General features: G+C 43.6%; 12 protein-coding genes. All 12 read left to right on the forward strand.

The genetic code is table 11. The features are described from left to right. Positions 1–13 precede the first annotated feature (13 nt). Positions 14–1,171, forward strand: coding sequence for an iron-containing alcohol dehydrogenase (locus tag ACYQ03_RS06115; RefSeq protein ID WP_459908412.1), 1,158 nt, complete (start codon positions 14–16; stop codon positions 1,169–1,171). Positions 1,172–1,249: 78 nt separating this feature from the next. Further along, the gene (locus tag ACYQ03_RS06120; protein ID WP_459908414.1) at positions 1,250–2,608 is read left to right on the forward strand and encodes a UbiD family decarboxylase; all 1,359 of its coding nucleotides are present in this window, start codon (positions 1,250–1,252) and stop codon (positions 2,606–2,608) included. Positions 2,609–2,720: 112 nt separating this feature from the next. Further along, entirely contained in the window at positions 2,721–3,659 is a 939-nt protein-coding gene (locus tag ACYQ03_RS06125) for a DMT family transporter (RefSeq protein WP_459908416.1), read from the forward strand. Positions 3,660–3,772: 113 nt separating this feature from the next. After that, complete coding sequence (larE, locus tag ACYQ03_RS06130; protein ID WP_459908418.1) at positions 3,773–4,585, forward strand: ATP-dependent sacrificial sulfur transferase LarE; 813 nt, start codon at positions 3,773–3,775, stop codon at positions 4,583–4,585. Beyond that, entirely contained in the window at positions 4,585–5,337 is a 753-nt protein-coding gene (gene larB, locus ACYQ03_RS06135) for a nickel pincer cofactor biosynthesis protein LarB (RefSeq protein ID WP_459908420.1), read from the forward strand. Before larE ends, larB begins: the two co-directional genes overlap by 1 nt. Positions 5,338–5,340: 3 nt before the next feature. After that, positions 5,341–6,102: a nickel pincer cofactor biosynthesis protein LarC gene (gene larC / locus ACYQ03_RS06140; RefSeq protein ID WP_459908422.1), complete on the forward strand. Its 762-nt coding sequence runs from the start codon at positions 5,341–5,343 to the stop codon at positions 6,100–6,102. Between the two features lie 66 nt (positions 6,103–6,168). Next, complete coding sequence (gene larC2, locus ACYQ03_RS06145) at positions 6,169–7,338, forward strand: nickel pincer cofactor biosynthesis protein LarC2 (RefSeq protein ID WP_459908424.1); 1,170 nt, start codon at positions 6,169–6,171, stop codon at positions 7,336–7,338. A gap of 265 nt (positions 7,339–7,603) precedes the next feature. Next, positions 7,604–8,098, forward strand: coding sequence for an NADH-quinone oxidoreductase subunit NuoE (nuoE, locus tag ACYQ03_RS06150; protein WP_459908426.1), 495 nt, complete (start codon positions 7,604–7,606; stop codon positions 8,096–8,098). Between the two features lie 14 nt (positions 8,099–8,112). Continuing rightward, complete coding sequence (locus ACYQ03_RS06155; protein ID WP_459908428.1) at positions 8,113–9,894, forward strand: NADH-ubiquinone oxidoreductase-F iron-sulfur binding region domain-containing protein; 1,782 nt, start codon at positions 8,113–8,115, stop codon at positions 9,892–9,894. 25 nt (positions 9,895–9,919) lie between these two features. Continuing rightward, the gene (fdhF, locus tag ACYQ03_RS06160) at positions 9,920–12,601 is read left to right on the forward strand and encodes a formate dehydrogenase subunit alpha (protein WP_459908430.1); all 2,682 of its coding nucleotides are present in this window, start codon (positions 9,920–9,922) and stop codon (positions 12,599–12,601) included. A gap of 225 nt (positions 12,602–12,826) precedes the next feature. Then, positions 12,827–13,450 carry an LSm family protein gene (locus tag ACYQ03_RS06165; RefSeq protein WP_459908432.1) on the forward strand — a complete coding sequence of 208 codons (624 nt, stop codon included), beginning with the start codon at positions 12,827–12,829 and terminating at the stop codon, positions 13,448–13,450. Positions 13,451–13,452: 2 nt separating this feature from the next. Further along, on the forward strand, positions 13,453–14,682 hold the full coding sequence (locus tag ACYQ03_RS06170) for a radical SAM protein (protein ID WP_459908434.1): 1,230 nt from the start codon (positions 13,453–13,455) through the stop codon (positions 14,680–14,682). Positions 14,683–14,716: the final 34 nt, after the last annotated feature.

Below are 14,716 nucleotides of genomic sequence, written 5' to 3' on the forward strand. Positions count from 1 at the left end.
GAGGCAGGTTTTAATGCTATCTACCAATTTTAACTTTAAATTACCCACAGAAATTGAATTTGGTGTTGGAAGTTTGCAAAAGCTTTCCGAAAGGATTACTGCCTTTCAGGCCAGTAAAGTTATGGTTGTTACCGACCCTGGTATTGCCAAAGCTGGTATTTTAGAAAAGATTACTAAAGTTTTAGAACAAGCTCAATTAAACTATGTTGTATTTGATCAGGTAGAATCTGATCCCAGTACAAAAACAATTGCCGGTATTAGCGATCTAGCCAAACAAGAGGGAGTTGATCTGCTGGTAGCAGTTGGTGGCGGCAGTTCCATCGATGCCGCAAAGGGTACCAGAGTGCTATTGGCCAATGGCAGAAAACTACTGGATTATGCAGGGCTCAACAAAGTTAAGAACAAAGGTATTCCACTTATTGCCATTCCCACCACAGCCGGAACCGGCAGTGAAGTAACAATTTTTGCTGTATTATCAGAGCTAGACCAGGATCTTAAATTTACCATTGGCAGTCCATATTTAGCTCCAGATTTAGCCCTCTTAGACCCAGAGTTAACTTTGCTATTACCCCCTACGATGACGGCTGCCACAGGGCTGGATGCATTGACCCATGCCATTGAGGCATTTACTTCTTTAGCCAACCAGCCCATTTGTGATGTTTTGGCTTTGGAAGCCATTCGTATTATTTATAAGTATCTACCCCAAGCTACTACCAATGGTAGCAATTTAGAAGCTCGTACAGAAATGCTTAAGGCTCAATTACTGGCAGGAGCAGCCTTTAATAATACCAATTTAGGTTTGTCCCATGCCATTGCCAGTCCACTAGGAGGCCATTTCCACATTCCCCATGGTGTAGCAAATGCAATTATGTTATCCTATGTCATGAAATTTAATGTTCCGGCTGCTCCAGAAAAATATGCTAGAGTTGCCGAGGCTATGGGTGTAATACTCTGCGGCAAGGATATTTATGAAGATGCCTATGAAGCACCTAAGGCAGTGGCAAAACTAGTTGAACTGTGCGGTCTGCCAAGTAAACTTCGTGATGCTGGGGCAACAGAAGAAAAGTTGGATGATGTCGCAAGGGATGCATTAAAGAGTGGAATGCTCAAGTTCAATGTACGTAAAGCCAGTGAAAAACAAATTAGAGAAATCCTACAGGATGCATTCTAAACCTAGTTGCAATTTTTATTGTGAGAATCAAAAACGCTGTTTGACTATTTTGAACAACTTTAGACAATTGTTAAAGGGGTGGTAAAACTGGCAGCTTCATTACGTGACTGGTTAGCTTTTTTGGAAAGTGAAGGCAAACTAAAAACCATATCTAAAGAGGTCAATCTTAAATTTGAGATGCCTGCTTTAATCAAAAAGCTTGACGGAAAATCAGCGGTTAAATTTAAGCAGCCAAAGGGCTATGATATTCCAGTAGTTTCCGGACTTGCCTATGACAGGGATTTATTTGCCAAGGCCCTAGATACAAATAAGGGTGGTATTGCCCAAAAAATTAGTGAATATCAAAAACAACCGCTCCCTTGCCGGGTTGTACCCAAGGAAGACGCACCGGTTATGGAAAATATCAATATTAATGATGTTGACCTATTGAAGTTCCCTATTCCTATTCATCACCTGAAGGATGCCGGGCAATATATCACCGCCGGTCTCTTAATTTGCAAAGACCCCGAGACAGGCAAAAGAAATGTTTCCATTCATAGGTTGCAGATATTTTCCAAAAATGAAATGGGAGTTCTAATACTTCCCAGACACCTATGGCACTGTTACATGAAAGCAGAGAAAAAGAATCAACCCCTTGACGTAGCCATTGTCATTGGTGTTGACCCCATTCTATTGTTAGCTTCCCAAACCATTGTACCTCTGGGGGTAGATGAACTGGAAATTGCCAATGCCCTTAAAGGTGGTGAGCAAAGGCTGGTAAAATGCCAAACAGTTGATCTTGAGGTGCCAGCCGAAGCTGAAATTGTGCTAGAAGGCAAACTGCTGCCCAAGGTAAGGAAAGTGGAAGGCCCCTTTGGGGAGTTCCCCAAATACTATGGCCCCGCCAGTGAAAAACCGGTAATTGAAATAACCGCCATCTGCCATCGGGATAATCCAATTTATCATACAATTTTGCCGGCAACCAAAGAACATCTTTTATTGGGTGGCTTAGCAAGGGAAGCTACATTATATGAGATGATCAAACAAACTGTGCCCACTGTAAAAGATGTTCATTTAACCTTTGGTGGTGTCTGTCGTTACCATGCTGTGATATCAATTGATAAGAAACATGAAGGTGAAGCGAAAAACGCAATGTTTGCAGCCTTTGCCAGCATGCAGGAAATCAAACACGTTGTTGTGGTAGACACAGATGTAGACATTTTTGATATGGAAGAGGTGGAGTGGGCTATTGCCACCAGATGTCAGATGGCTCAGGACAGTATGTTGGTTTCCGGTTCCCTCGGCTCTAAACTGGACCCTTCCACCAAGGATGGTATTTCTGATAAAATGGGTATCGATGCCACCTGCCCATTGGATGCACCGCCGGAGCAGTACGAAACTATTAAAATACCTGGCTATGACGAGATAGATCTAGCAAATTATATAGATAAAGAGTAATAATAAGTTTTACAAATGGATAGAAACCCCTTTGGAGAATAGGATGAATACTTCGTTCACCACTGTTTTTCAAGGGGGGTTTCTTTTAATAGTGGTTAAGGGGTGAAGGAGTTTGGAATTTTTAAAGATTTTCCATAAGGCCTTTGACTATGTGCGAAGTAAATCTTACTTATTATTGATATTTTCCACCATGTTCTGGGGAGGCAATTTTGTAATTGGCAGAAACTTAGTACAAACTTTACCACCTTTTCATTTATCCACTATGCGTCTAGTATTAGGGTTTTTATTGTTTCTACCCTTTGCCTGGGCTGAGTGGAAACAACACAAAGAGTTGATGCTGAAGAATTGGAGAATTATTGTTCTTTTTTCTATAACAGGTATAGCAGGCTTTAATTCTTTACTATATGTTGCTTTGCAGTGGACTACATCAATAAATGCCTCATTAATTAACTCAATAGCACCTTTGTTAATTGTAATTTTATCGGTTTTCTTCTTACATGAACGATTATATAAACTACAATATATCGGTATAATTATATCCTTTTTGGGTGTTATCTGGGTGGTCTCCCAGGGGTCATTAAACTATATTATCAATTTACAGTTAAATAAAGGAGACTTGTTGGTAATATTGGCAGTAGTGTGTTGGTCTATTTATTCAATGTTAATGAAGAAGTACGGTGGACAATTACCTCAACAAGCTACCTTCCTCAGCACATTGTTTCTGGGTGTTATTATACTATTACCCTTTTTTCTTTGGGAAAGCATACAGCGTCCTTTTCATTACACACAATTAACACCTGGCATGTGGCTTTCAATATTATATATTGGTTTCTTTCCTTCAGTTCTGGCATTTTTGTGTTGGAATTGTGGAGTTATATCCCTAGGCCCTAGTATAGCTGCCAATTTTCTACATTTAGTTTTAGTTTTCTCCGGCGTATTTGCCCTCTTTATTGGAGAATCTTATACCTTAGTTCAGTTTATTGGTGCTTTATTTATTGTCAGTGGGGTGTTAATTGTATGTAATCATCGCCTACTTAAGGGGAAAAAGTAATAATCCACTTGGCTTGATAAAGTGTGATTTTCATAGATACGGGGAAACTGTAACCGTCTATAATAGTTTATAAGAGTAATTTTAATTTTAAATTATTAGCTAGGTGGGGTCTTATGAAAGTATTAGATCAAAAAGAAGTTCTCCTCAGGGAAATATTAAAAAATTACCAAAGGGTATTGATTGCATTTTCTGGAGGGATAGACAGTACTCTCCTGCTTAAAATAGCCTCGGAAGAAATTCCTTCTGGCGTTCTGGCTGTGACAGCAGTTTCAGATACATTTACTGAAGCTGAATTACAACGAGCAAAGGAGTTAGCCAAGGAGTTTGCTGTAGAACATCTAATCATCCAAAGTACCGAAATGGAAGATGCTCGGTTTGTTGAAAACTCTCCTGAAAGGTGTTATTATTGTAAACATTTGCGTTTTAGTGCCTTAAAGGGAATAGCCCAAACCAGGGGATTTGATATTGTTTTAGATGGGGCCAATGTTGATGATCTTGCAGATTATCGTCCTGGTGCTAAAGCTGTTAAAGAACTTGGGGTGAAAAGCCCTCTGCAGGAGGTTGGTTTTACAAAGATAGAAATCAGGGAGCTAGCCCGTAAAAAGGGAATAGCTACATGGGAAGCCCCGGCAATTGCCTGTTTGGCATCTAGAATCCCCTATGGGGAAACCATAACGAAAGAAAAATTGACAATCATAAAAAAAGGTGAGGCCCATTTGAAGAGTTTAGGTCTTTTCCCCTGTCGGCTGCGCCTTCATAGAGATTTGGCGAGAATTGAAGTGCCAAAGGACAAGCTTTTAGATTTAATGGATCTGTCTGACCAGGTCACAACCTACCTTAAAAAACTAGGCTTGACCTATGTAACCGTAGATATGATGGGTTTGCGCTCGGGAAGCATGAATGAAGCAATAAAGGAGAGTGAATAATGGATCAACATGAAATAAAGCACATCCTTAGCCAGGTAAGAGAGGGTACTCTTTCCATTGATAACGCACTGGCAACACTAAAGAACCTTCCCTATGAAGATTTGGGGTTTGTCAAAGTAGACCACCATAGGAGTCTCCGCAGGGGTTTCCCAGAAGTAGTCTATTGTGCTGGTAAAACCGTAGAGCAGGTACAAAAAATTATGGAGACTTTAGCTGCCCGGTCAGCAAGTAATATCCTGGGTACCAGGGCTTCTCTAGAGATGTACCAGGCTGTCCAAAGGGTGGTTCCTGATGCTAAATATGATAGTATTGCTAGGTTGATCACAGTTACCAGAGGGGAGCAAAAAAGAATAGGTAATGTGTTAGTGGCCTGTGCGGGCACTTCAGACTTGCCTGTGGCGGAGGAAGCAGCTATTACCGCAGATCTAATGGGGGCAAGAGTCGACCGACTGTATGATGCAGGGGTAGCGGGTATACACAGATTGTTGATGAATCGAGATAAATTAGATGCTGCCAAGGTGATTGTGGTGGTGGCTGGCATGGAGGGGGCTTTGGCCAGTGTCATCGGAGGCCTTGTTGATAAGCCAGTTATTGCCGTGCCCACCAGTGTAGGGTATGGTGCCAGCTTTAACGGTCTGGCAGCTCTACTGGCTATGCTTAATAGCTGCTCCTCAGGAGTTACCGTGGTAAATATTGATAATGGTTTTGGCGCTGGTTATGCTGCCGCTATGATAAATCGGATGGGGGAATAAAAGTTGTCAATTATTTACTTTGATTGTTTTTCGGGAATTAGTGGAGATATGATTATTGGTGCTTTGCTGGATGCTGGGTTACCCTTTGCTGAGTTGGAGCAAGAACTTGCCAAACTAAATCTGACTAATTTCCAAATCAAATCTGAGAAAGTGGTTAAAAAAGGGGTTTCCGCAACTAAATTTTCCGTGTCGACAGATGAACATCACCCACATAGGCATCTAGGTGATATTCGCAAAATCGTTCAAGAAAGTGGCCTGGAGGAACCTATTAAAGAAACAGTGTTGCAAATATTCGGCCGGTTGGCCGAAGCTGAAGGCAAAATTCACGGTGTAAACCCCGAAAAGATCCACTTCCATGAAGTAGGGGCGGTGGATGCCATTGTTGATATAGTGGGTGCTGTGGTTGGCTTGCATAAAATGAATATTACCAGGGTATTTGCATCTCCTCTAAATATTGGGGGTGGCTGGACCCAATGTATGCACGGGTATATCCCGGTACCTGCTCCTGCGTCGTTAGAACTATTAAAGGGCATTCCCATCTATAACGGTGGAGTGAATAGAGAATTGGTTACTCCTACAGGAGCGGCTATTATTTCTACGCTATGTCAGGATTTCTCTGATTTACCTGTCATGATTCCTACGCAAGTGGGTTACGGTGCGGGTACCGCAGAACTGCATATACCAAATCTCTTGCGAGTGATCGTGGGAGAAAAAAACCACCAACATGATCACACACACCATGGGCACCGTCATCATGAAGGCTAGTATGGTGGGGATCACCGACATTACCATGAACATCATATAATTTATGGGTAAATTAATGGAATAGAGGTGGTTTTTATTCAAATAATTTATTTTGATTGTATATCCGGCTTTACCGAGGATATGCTTCTTGCGGCATTGCTTCAGATTGATAATAAGATAAGCTTAGAAAAACAACTGAACTGCCTGGGTCTTGGCGCTTGTACCATTCAAAGCCACCTGGAGGGAGAAGCTTTTACAACAAATCGGATTTTTATACAGCATTGTCAACAGCCACAGGAACTGACACTTTTTGAAATTGTGGATATGATAGAAGAGACTAGTTTAATGAATCACCTGAAGGAAAAGGCAATCAATATTTTTACCTCTTTAGCAGAGGCAAAGTCCAAGATTTTTGCTATGCCTTTGATTGAGGTCAGAATAGAGGACGCTTTAGATAAGTTATTAAAAACTATCGGTGCTCTTACTTGTATCCAGAAAATATCGCCAAAGAAAATTCTTATATCCCCTATTTCCTTTAAAACAGGTTTGACAAAAAACTTAGATGCCCTTAGTCCCATCCCTTTACCAGAGTCTTTAGAATTGTTAAAGGGCTTACCGATTAGTACTGGCAAGAATTTTACGGGGATCGTATCACCACTGGGGGCGGCCATTGCCAAGACAATAGTTACTGATATAGCAGCAGAACCTGAATTGGTTTTAAGTTCCATAGGTTATGGTGGTGATGTTCACAGAGAAAATTTATTAAGGGTGATAGTTGGCAGAGGTTCGAATTATTTGCAAGATCATTTAGCTGTTTTGGAGACAAATATTGATGATATGAACCCTGAATTTCATCCCTTTGTGTTGGAGAAACTCTTAGCTGAAGGTGCTCTGGATGTTTTTTACACACCCATTGTTATGAAAAAAGGTCGGGCAGGTGTTAAACTGACTGCAATTTGCCGACCCGAGTCTGTTGATTCCCTTACAGGAATCATTTTGCATGAAACATCATCTTTAGGTGTAAGAGTTAGTTATCAAAATAGGAAAAAATTGTTCAGAGAGATTAAAGAAGTTGATACCTGCTATGGTTCAGTTAAGGTGAAGTTGGCTCGACTTGATGTTGGTCAGCCAGTGTTAAACCTTAAACCTGAATATGAAGATTGTCGTTCCTTAGCCAATAGAATGAATATACCGGTTAAGGAAGTTTATCAGGCAGCTTTACATAGAGGCCGGGAGAAATATATGGGGAGCAGTTAATGTCACTACTCGTTAATTTTTAGCCATTAGCTATTAGTAAACAGCTAATGGCTGATATTTTTACCTGCCTGCTAGTACTCCTGCGAAAAATGTTATAAAATAAGCAAATAAACAACTAACCAGTAAGCGCTCCACAACGTGGGGTGTTTTTGATTTAATTCAGAGGGTTAGGGGAGTAAGTAAGTTGCTGATAGTAGAATGACCAGGAGCTTCGCTCACTTTCCTCTGATAGAAAGTCTATAAAAATGACTGAGGGGGTGTAAAATTGTCTGCTTGTTGCTGCGGAAATTTTTGTGACAGAGAGGATCCAAAACAGAGGGCTCTACAGGCAGCCATTGCACGCTACCGGGGTGTTGCTGGTGCTTTGATCCCCCTGCTGCAAGAGGCTCAGGAGATATATGGTTATCTGCCGGGGGAAGTGATGGAGCAGGTTGCCAATGCATTAAACCTTCCCTTTAGTAAGGTTTTTGGTGTTGCCACTTTTTATGCACAATTTCATTTAAAGCCACGTGGGAGAAATATAATTCGGGTATGCACTGGTACTGCCTGTCATGTCCGAGGAGCAAATTCTGTGCTAGAGAGTATCCGCGAGGCTCTGGGCTTGAAGGGTGAAGGAACCACCGAAGATTTGCGCTATACTTTGGAAACAGTGGCCTGTTTAGGAGCCTGTGGTTTGGCTCCGGCTATGATGGTTAATGAAGATACCCACGGGCGTCTTACCCCAGCCAAAGCTCTGGAAGTTTTAAAACAGTATCCATAGGACGGAGGATTACCATGAAAAAAATTGTTTGTGTTTGTGCTGGTGGTTGTACCTCCTCCGGTTCCCAAAGGGTACTGGAAAAGCTAGTTTCAGAGGTGCAGCAAAGGGGCTTAGAAGAGCAAATCTTGGTCAAGCCAGTGGGCTGCCATGGCTTTTGCGAACAAGGACCTGTGGTTAGCGTTGAACCAGCCAAAATTTTCTATACCCGGGTTACTGAGGGGGATGTGTCAGAAATTGTTGACTCTCTCTCGAGGGGTCAGGTGGTGGAACGACTACTTTATGTCAATCCCCAAGACAACCAGCGACTAACAACCTATGATCAGATACCCTTTTATGCTCGTCAGCAAAAGGTTGTATTGGCAAAATGTGGTCATATCAACCCGGAAAAGATTGAAGATTATTTATCCCAGGCAGGTTATCAGTCACTTATGAAGGTTCTTCAACAGATGGTACCCCGGCAGGTGGTAGATGAAGTAAAGAAATCAGGCCTGCGGGGCCGCGGCGGTGCTGGGTTTCCCACCGGTAGAAAGTGGGATGCAGCCCTGCATGCTAAAATCACAGATAAAAGATACGTTATCTGCAATGCCGATGAAGGGGATCCAGGTGCCTTTATGGATCGTAGTTTGCTGGAGGGAAATCCTCATCAAGTGCTGGAAGGTATGGCTATCTGTGGTTATGCCACTGGTTCTGATGAAGGCTATATATATGTGCGAGCTGAATACCCTATGGCAATACGTCGATTAAAATTGGCCATAGAACAGGCCGAAGAGGCTGGCTATTTAGGAAATAACATTTTTGGATCTAATTTTAATTTCCACATTAAGATAAAAGCCGGCGCGGGTGCCTTTGTCTGTGGCGAAGGTACGGCACTAATGGCTTCCGTTGAAGGAAATCGGGGTATGCCGCGTTTTAAAGCAGACCGCTCCACAGAAAAGGGCCTGTGGCAAAAACCCACTGTAATAAATAATGTCGAAACCTTTGCCAATGTACCTATCATTATTGAAAAGGGAGCCCAATGGTATGCTTCCATTGGTACTGAAAAAAGCAAAGGTACCAAAATATTCTCCTTAACCGGAAAGGTTGTGAACACTGGTTTGGTAGAAGTGCCCATGGGTACTACTCTGCGTCAGATCATTTTTGATATTGGCGGAGGTATCCCAAATCAGCGGGCCTTTAAAGCAGTACAATCAGGTGGTCCTTCGGGTGGATGTATCCCTGCGGAACACTTAGACCTGCCGGTAGATTATGATTCCTTAGGGCAGGTTGGATCCATGATGGGTTCTGGAGGATTGGTGGTGTTGGATGACACCACCTGCATGGTGGATGTGGCCAGATTTTTTCTGAATTTTACTCAAAAAGAATCTTGTGGTAAATGCACACCCTGCCGGGAAGGTACCCTGCGTATGTTGGAAATTCTTACCCGGATCTGTGAAGGGCAAGGCCAGCCAAGGGATTTGGAGGATTTGGAGCGTCTAGCTAAGATCATTTGTAGTACCTCCCTATGCGGTTTAGGACAAAGTGCACCATATCCTGTGCTCAGTACCCTGCGCTATTTTCGCCACGAATACGAAGCCCATATTTACGATAAACGTTGTCCAGCTGGTGCATGCTCCAAGCTGCTGGTATACTCCATTGATGCAAACAAATGTATCGGCTGTGGTAGTTGTGCTCGGGCTTGTCCCACCGGAGCTATTAGCGGTGGCAAAAAGCAAACCCATGTTATTGATGAAAAACGCTGTGTTAAGTGTGGTAATTGTCTGCAAAAATGTAAGTTTGGTGCTGTACTGAAATGTTAATTACGGCAAAAGGAGAGTGAAACAGTTGTCTAAAGTTAATCTAACGATTAATAACCAGCCTGTGGCTGTCCCCGCGGGTACTACCATTTTAGAAGCAGCAGAGCAACTGGGAATTTTTATCCCGACCTTTTGCCACGACCCGGAATTAACTAGGGCAGCTTCTTGTCGTATTTGTGTGGTGGAAATCGCCGGTAAACTGCAGGTAGCCTGCGCCACCGCCGTTAAAGAAGGCATGGTTATCGAAACCGAATCAACTGCTGTGGTGGAGGCTCGGCGAGCCATTTTGGAATTATTATTAGCCAATCATCCCCAGGATTGCCTGACCTGTGGTAAAGCAGGTGAGTGTCGCTTACAAGACTATGCCTTTCGCTATGGTGTTACGGGACCTGGTTTTCACGGGCAGAGCCATGACTATGAAATAGAACAGGATAACCCCTTTATTGTTCGAGATATGAATAAATGCATCCTGTGTGGTAAATGTGTTCGTATGTGCAGTGAAGTGCAGGGGCAAAATGTTTTGGATTTTGCCCACAGGGGTATTCATACAAAGATCTCTACCCCTTTGGATTTGCCCTTGGCCCAATCAGGCTGTGTATTTTGTGGCAACTGTGTGGCTGTCTGCCCGGTAGGAGCCTTACAGGAAAAGGGTTTACGCACAAGGTCCCGAACCTGGGAAGTAAAAAAAGTAAAAACCGTTTGCCCTTACTGCGGCACCGGCTGCAGTTTGGAACTAAATGTCAAGGAAGGCCAAGTGGTTGGTGTAACCTCCTGTGAAGGTGATGTAAACGGCAGGGCTTTGTGTGTAAAAGGTCGCTTTGCTTATGGCTTTATTCACCACCCCCATCGTTTAACCACACCATTAATAAAAAGAAATGGTCAATTTGAAGAAGCCAGCTGGTCAGAAGCCATAGACCTAGTGGCAGAAAAATTAACGGCCATCAAGCAAAACCATAGTCCAGATGCCCTGGCCGTATTGAGTTCTGCCCGGTGTACTAACGAAGAGAATTACCTACTGCAAAAACTAACCAGGGCGGTAATAGGGACTAACAATATAGATCACTGTGCCCGTCTCTGACATGCTCCCACTGTCGCCGGTCTGGCGGCATCCTTGGGCAGCGGTGCAATGACCAACAGTATTAAAGAAATTGCAGGGGCTGACTGTATCTTAGCCATTGGCACTAATACCACCGAGTCCCACCCGATCATTGGTCTGCAGATCAAAAAGGCAGTTCAGCAGGGTGCCACCCTGGTGGTGATAGATCCTCGCCAAACTGAAGTAGCCAAATTAGCCCACCAGCATTTACAGCTAAAACCAGGTACCGATGTGGCCCTGCTGAATGGTTTGGCCCATATAATCATTGCAGAGGATCTTTGGCATAAAGAGTTTGTTGAGCAGCGTACCGAAGACTTCGGAATCCTTAAAGAAATGGTAGAAAAATATTCTCCAGCTTACGTGGCAGAAATCACCGGAGTGCCTGTAGAGGTACTTAAGGCGGCGGCCCGCAGCTATGCCCAGGCCCAAAATGCTACCATTTTATATACTATGGGTTTAACCCAACACACCAGTGGTACCCATAATGTTTTAGCGGTGGCCAATCTAGCTATGCTTTGTGGTCAGCTTGGCAAAGAACACAGTGGAGTTAATCCCCTCCGGGGACAAAATAACGTACAGGGTGCCTGCGACATGGGAGCTCTGCCCAATGTGTTAACTGGTTATCAAAAAGTAGATGATAACGCAGTTAGAGCCAAGTTTGCCCAGGCCTGGGACGTATCGGATTTGTCTGCCAACCCAGGGCTTACCGTGGGTGAAATTTTTAAGGCAGCAGGTTCAGGTAACATTAAGGGCATGTATATAATGGGAGAAAACCCTGTATTGTCCGATGCCAACGCAAATCAAATCATGGCAGACTTGCAAAAATTAGATTTTTTGGTGGTACAGGATATTTTCCTGACAGAAACAGCTCAGTTGGCCGACGTTGTCTTGCCAGCCGCAAGTTTTGCTGAAAAGGATGGTACCTTTACCAATACTGAACGCAGGGTGCAGCGGGTGCGTCAGGCCATTGCACCCATAGGTCAGGCCAAAGCTGATTGGCAAATTATATGTTTGTTGGCCCAGGCTATGGGTTATCCCATGCAATATAATTCTCCAGCGGAGATAATGGCAGAAATGGCTGCCCTGACACCTACCTATGGTGGTATTTCCTACGAGCGTCTGGAACTGCAGAGTCTACAATGGCCCTGCCCTACCGAGGAGCATCCAGGTACCCCAATTTTGCACCAATTAAGTTTTCCCCGGGGTCGTGGTAAGTTCCACCCAGTTGTTTATGTGCCAGCGGCAGAAATACCAGATGAAGAATACCCGTTGGTGTTAAGCACAGGTAGAAGACTCTACCAATATCATACCGGTACCATGACCTTGCGTACCGGAACCCTGGATCGGCATTATCCCAATGAGTATCTCGAAGTAAACCCCGTGGATGCAGAAAAATTGGGCCTTATGGATGGCGATTGGGTCAGAGTGATCTCCCGCCGTGGGTCGGTGGAACTAGTGGTAAGAATAACAGAGGTAACAGCACCTGGCTTAGTGTTTACCTCCTTCCACTACCCCCAAGTACCAATAAATCAGTTAACCAACTCTGCCCATGACCCCATTTCCAAAGTACCAGAGTTAAAGGTCTGTGCTGTTCGAATAGAAAAGTTAACCTAAGGAAAAATGCGACAAGTGGGGACGGTTCTTCACTGTCGCATTTTTCCTTTTTGCGACAAGGGGGACGGTTCCTCGTTGTCGCATTTTTTTATTTTTGCGACAGTGAGAACCGTCCCCGCTGTCGCATTTGTAGGAAATGTATCTCTATGAGTTGGGTAGTCACCAATAGAAGCATATCTTCATACCTTATAAAGGAAACAATATCCAAATAAGGAGTGAAGTGAAGTGTTAGACCAACTTCAGGCCAATCTGGGCAAACATCTGGTTGTTGAACTAGTTAACGGAAGGAAAGTATCTGGTACACTGGTTGAGGCCAACGACCGGTTTATCCGTATGGAATCAGAAGAGGGGATGGGTACCATTCCCTATAGTGCTATTCAGGTAATTTGGGAAAATATGAATCACACTCTTAATGAAGAAAACATGGATTTTATAGCTAACCAAATGCGTAAAGAAGAAGAATCGCGTATTAGTTGCACTGCGGTTTCCGGCTTTATTTGCCAAAACCAGTATTATTGCCTGCCACCGGATTACTGCGCCTATACATTTGCTTGCCCCGGTATTTATTCACCAAGCCAACCCCAGGGAGGCTGCACCTATTTCTTTACACCAGGTTGCACCTATTTCTTTAATCAACCCTGTGGCTTTCAATTCTATCAACCTTGCGGCTTCCGGTTCTATTTTCAACCCTGTGGTTTCCGATTTACCCAGCCCTGCTATGTACCATTCCAGCAGCCCTGTGCCTATCCCTTTGGTTCCCAGTGCACCGCACCAGGTGGCTTTACCTGCCCTGGTCAGGCCTTTATCGGCATAGCTCCACAGGCAGCCAAAAAAGAGAAAAAGGAATAAACATGAGCATGCAAGCAGAGTGGTTAAATAGGATTGCCAACTTTATTAAAGAGTATGCCGGGAACTATCCCGGCTACTCCCATTTGGCATTAGCCCAGGAGCTGCAAAGTAAATTTAATTTACAAGAGGAGGTAGCGGTCCAATTGGCCGCTAGGGCGGAACAGGAGCTAAATACTGCCAAATTGGGCTTAGCAGCAATTGAACTGAATCTAACTTTCAATTGCAATCTTACCTGTGATTACTGCTTTGTACATTGCAAAAGCCCCCATGAAAGAATGAGCCTGCAAACAGCTCAGGCATCAGTTGATCTTTTATTGGACAGAGCAATTTTCCCTAATGTGGTGATTACCCTTATCGGCGGCGAGCCCTTGCTAGAATTTGATCTGATACAGCAGCTAGTTCCCTATGCTTTGGAGCAGGCTGGTCAGCGAAATCTAGAAATTACCTGGGCGGTAACCACCAACGGAACTTTACTAAACAAAAAAATCCTTGAATTTTTTGCACATCACAAAATCAATATTCTTATTAGTATGGATGGTGGACAAAAAACCCACGATCGCTATAGGAGGACTCGCAGTGGAGAGGGTACCTGGCAAAAGATCGCCTCTTTAATTCCCTTAGTTTGTCAGTACCAACCCTGGCTTGGTGCCAGAATGACCGTCAGCCCAGAAGCTATTGATACGATGCAAGAAGATTTTAAGGCCATTGTGGAACTTGGCTTTAAGCAGCTCATAATTGCTCCGGCCCAGGGTGCTAGCCAATGGAGTAGGGATCAGATAGAAAAGTATGGTTTAAATATGGTAAAAATATTAGAGGATTACCATCATTACAAAGGTAAAGGTGTACCACTATATATCGAGGAATTTGAAAAGGATGAGCATGAACCTGTGGGGTGGGGCTGTCGTGCCGGTAGTACTTCACTGGCCGTGGCCCCCAATGGGGATCTCAGCCCCTGTTCGAAACTGTTGGGACTAACGGATGAAACAGGAAAATATGTTGTAGGGAATGTTAGGACCCATGTTAATATGAAAAAATTACAGCCTTTCCAAAACGCTATAAGTAGGATGCCCCGTCACTGCAAAGGCTGCACCAGAACCTGTGCTGGTGGTTGCTATGCGGTAAATTTTGAGCAAACCGGGGATCATTTTACACCTTCTCAAGAGAACTGTATGTTTTGGGTAGTGGGTCAGGAATTAAAAAGAATGTCTAGCAAGATAAAATACTTTCGATAAACATAAAAACCGTCTAGGGTTAAATCCCTAGGCG

It is taken from the genome of Desulfotomaculum defluvii, from assembly GCF_054657375.1.

What these genes read in the sequence shown, in the direction of transcription:
- ACYQ03_RS06115 (WP_459908412.1), top strand. Translation starts at nt 14, where the DNA reads ATGCTATCTACCAATTTTAACTTTAAATTACCCACAGAAATTGAATTT.
- larE (WP_459908418.1), top strand. Translation starts at nt 3,773, where the DNA reads ATGAAAGTATTAGATCAAAAAGAAGTTCTCCTCAGGGAAATATTAAAA.
- larB (WP_459908420.1), top strand. Translation starts at nt 4,585, where the DNA reads ATGGATCAACATGAAATAAAGCACATCCTTAGCCAGGTAAGAGAGGGT.
- ACYQ03_RS06155 (WP_459908428.1), top strand. Translation starts at nt 8,113, where the DNA reads ATGAAAAAAATTGTTTGTGTTTGTGCTGGTGGTTGTACCTCCTCCGGT.
- ACYQ03_RS06170 (WP_459908434.1), top strand. Translation starts at nt 13,453, where the DNA reads ATGAGCATGCAAGCAGAGTGGTTAAATAGGATTGCCAACTTTATTAAA.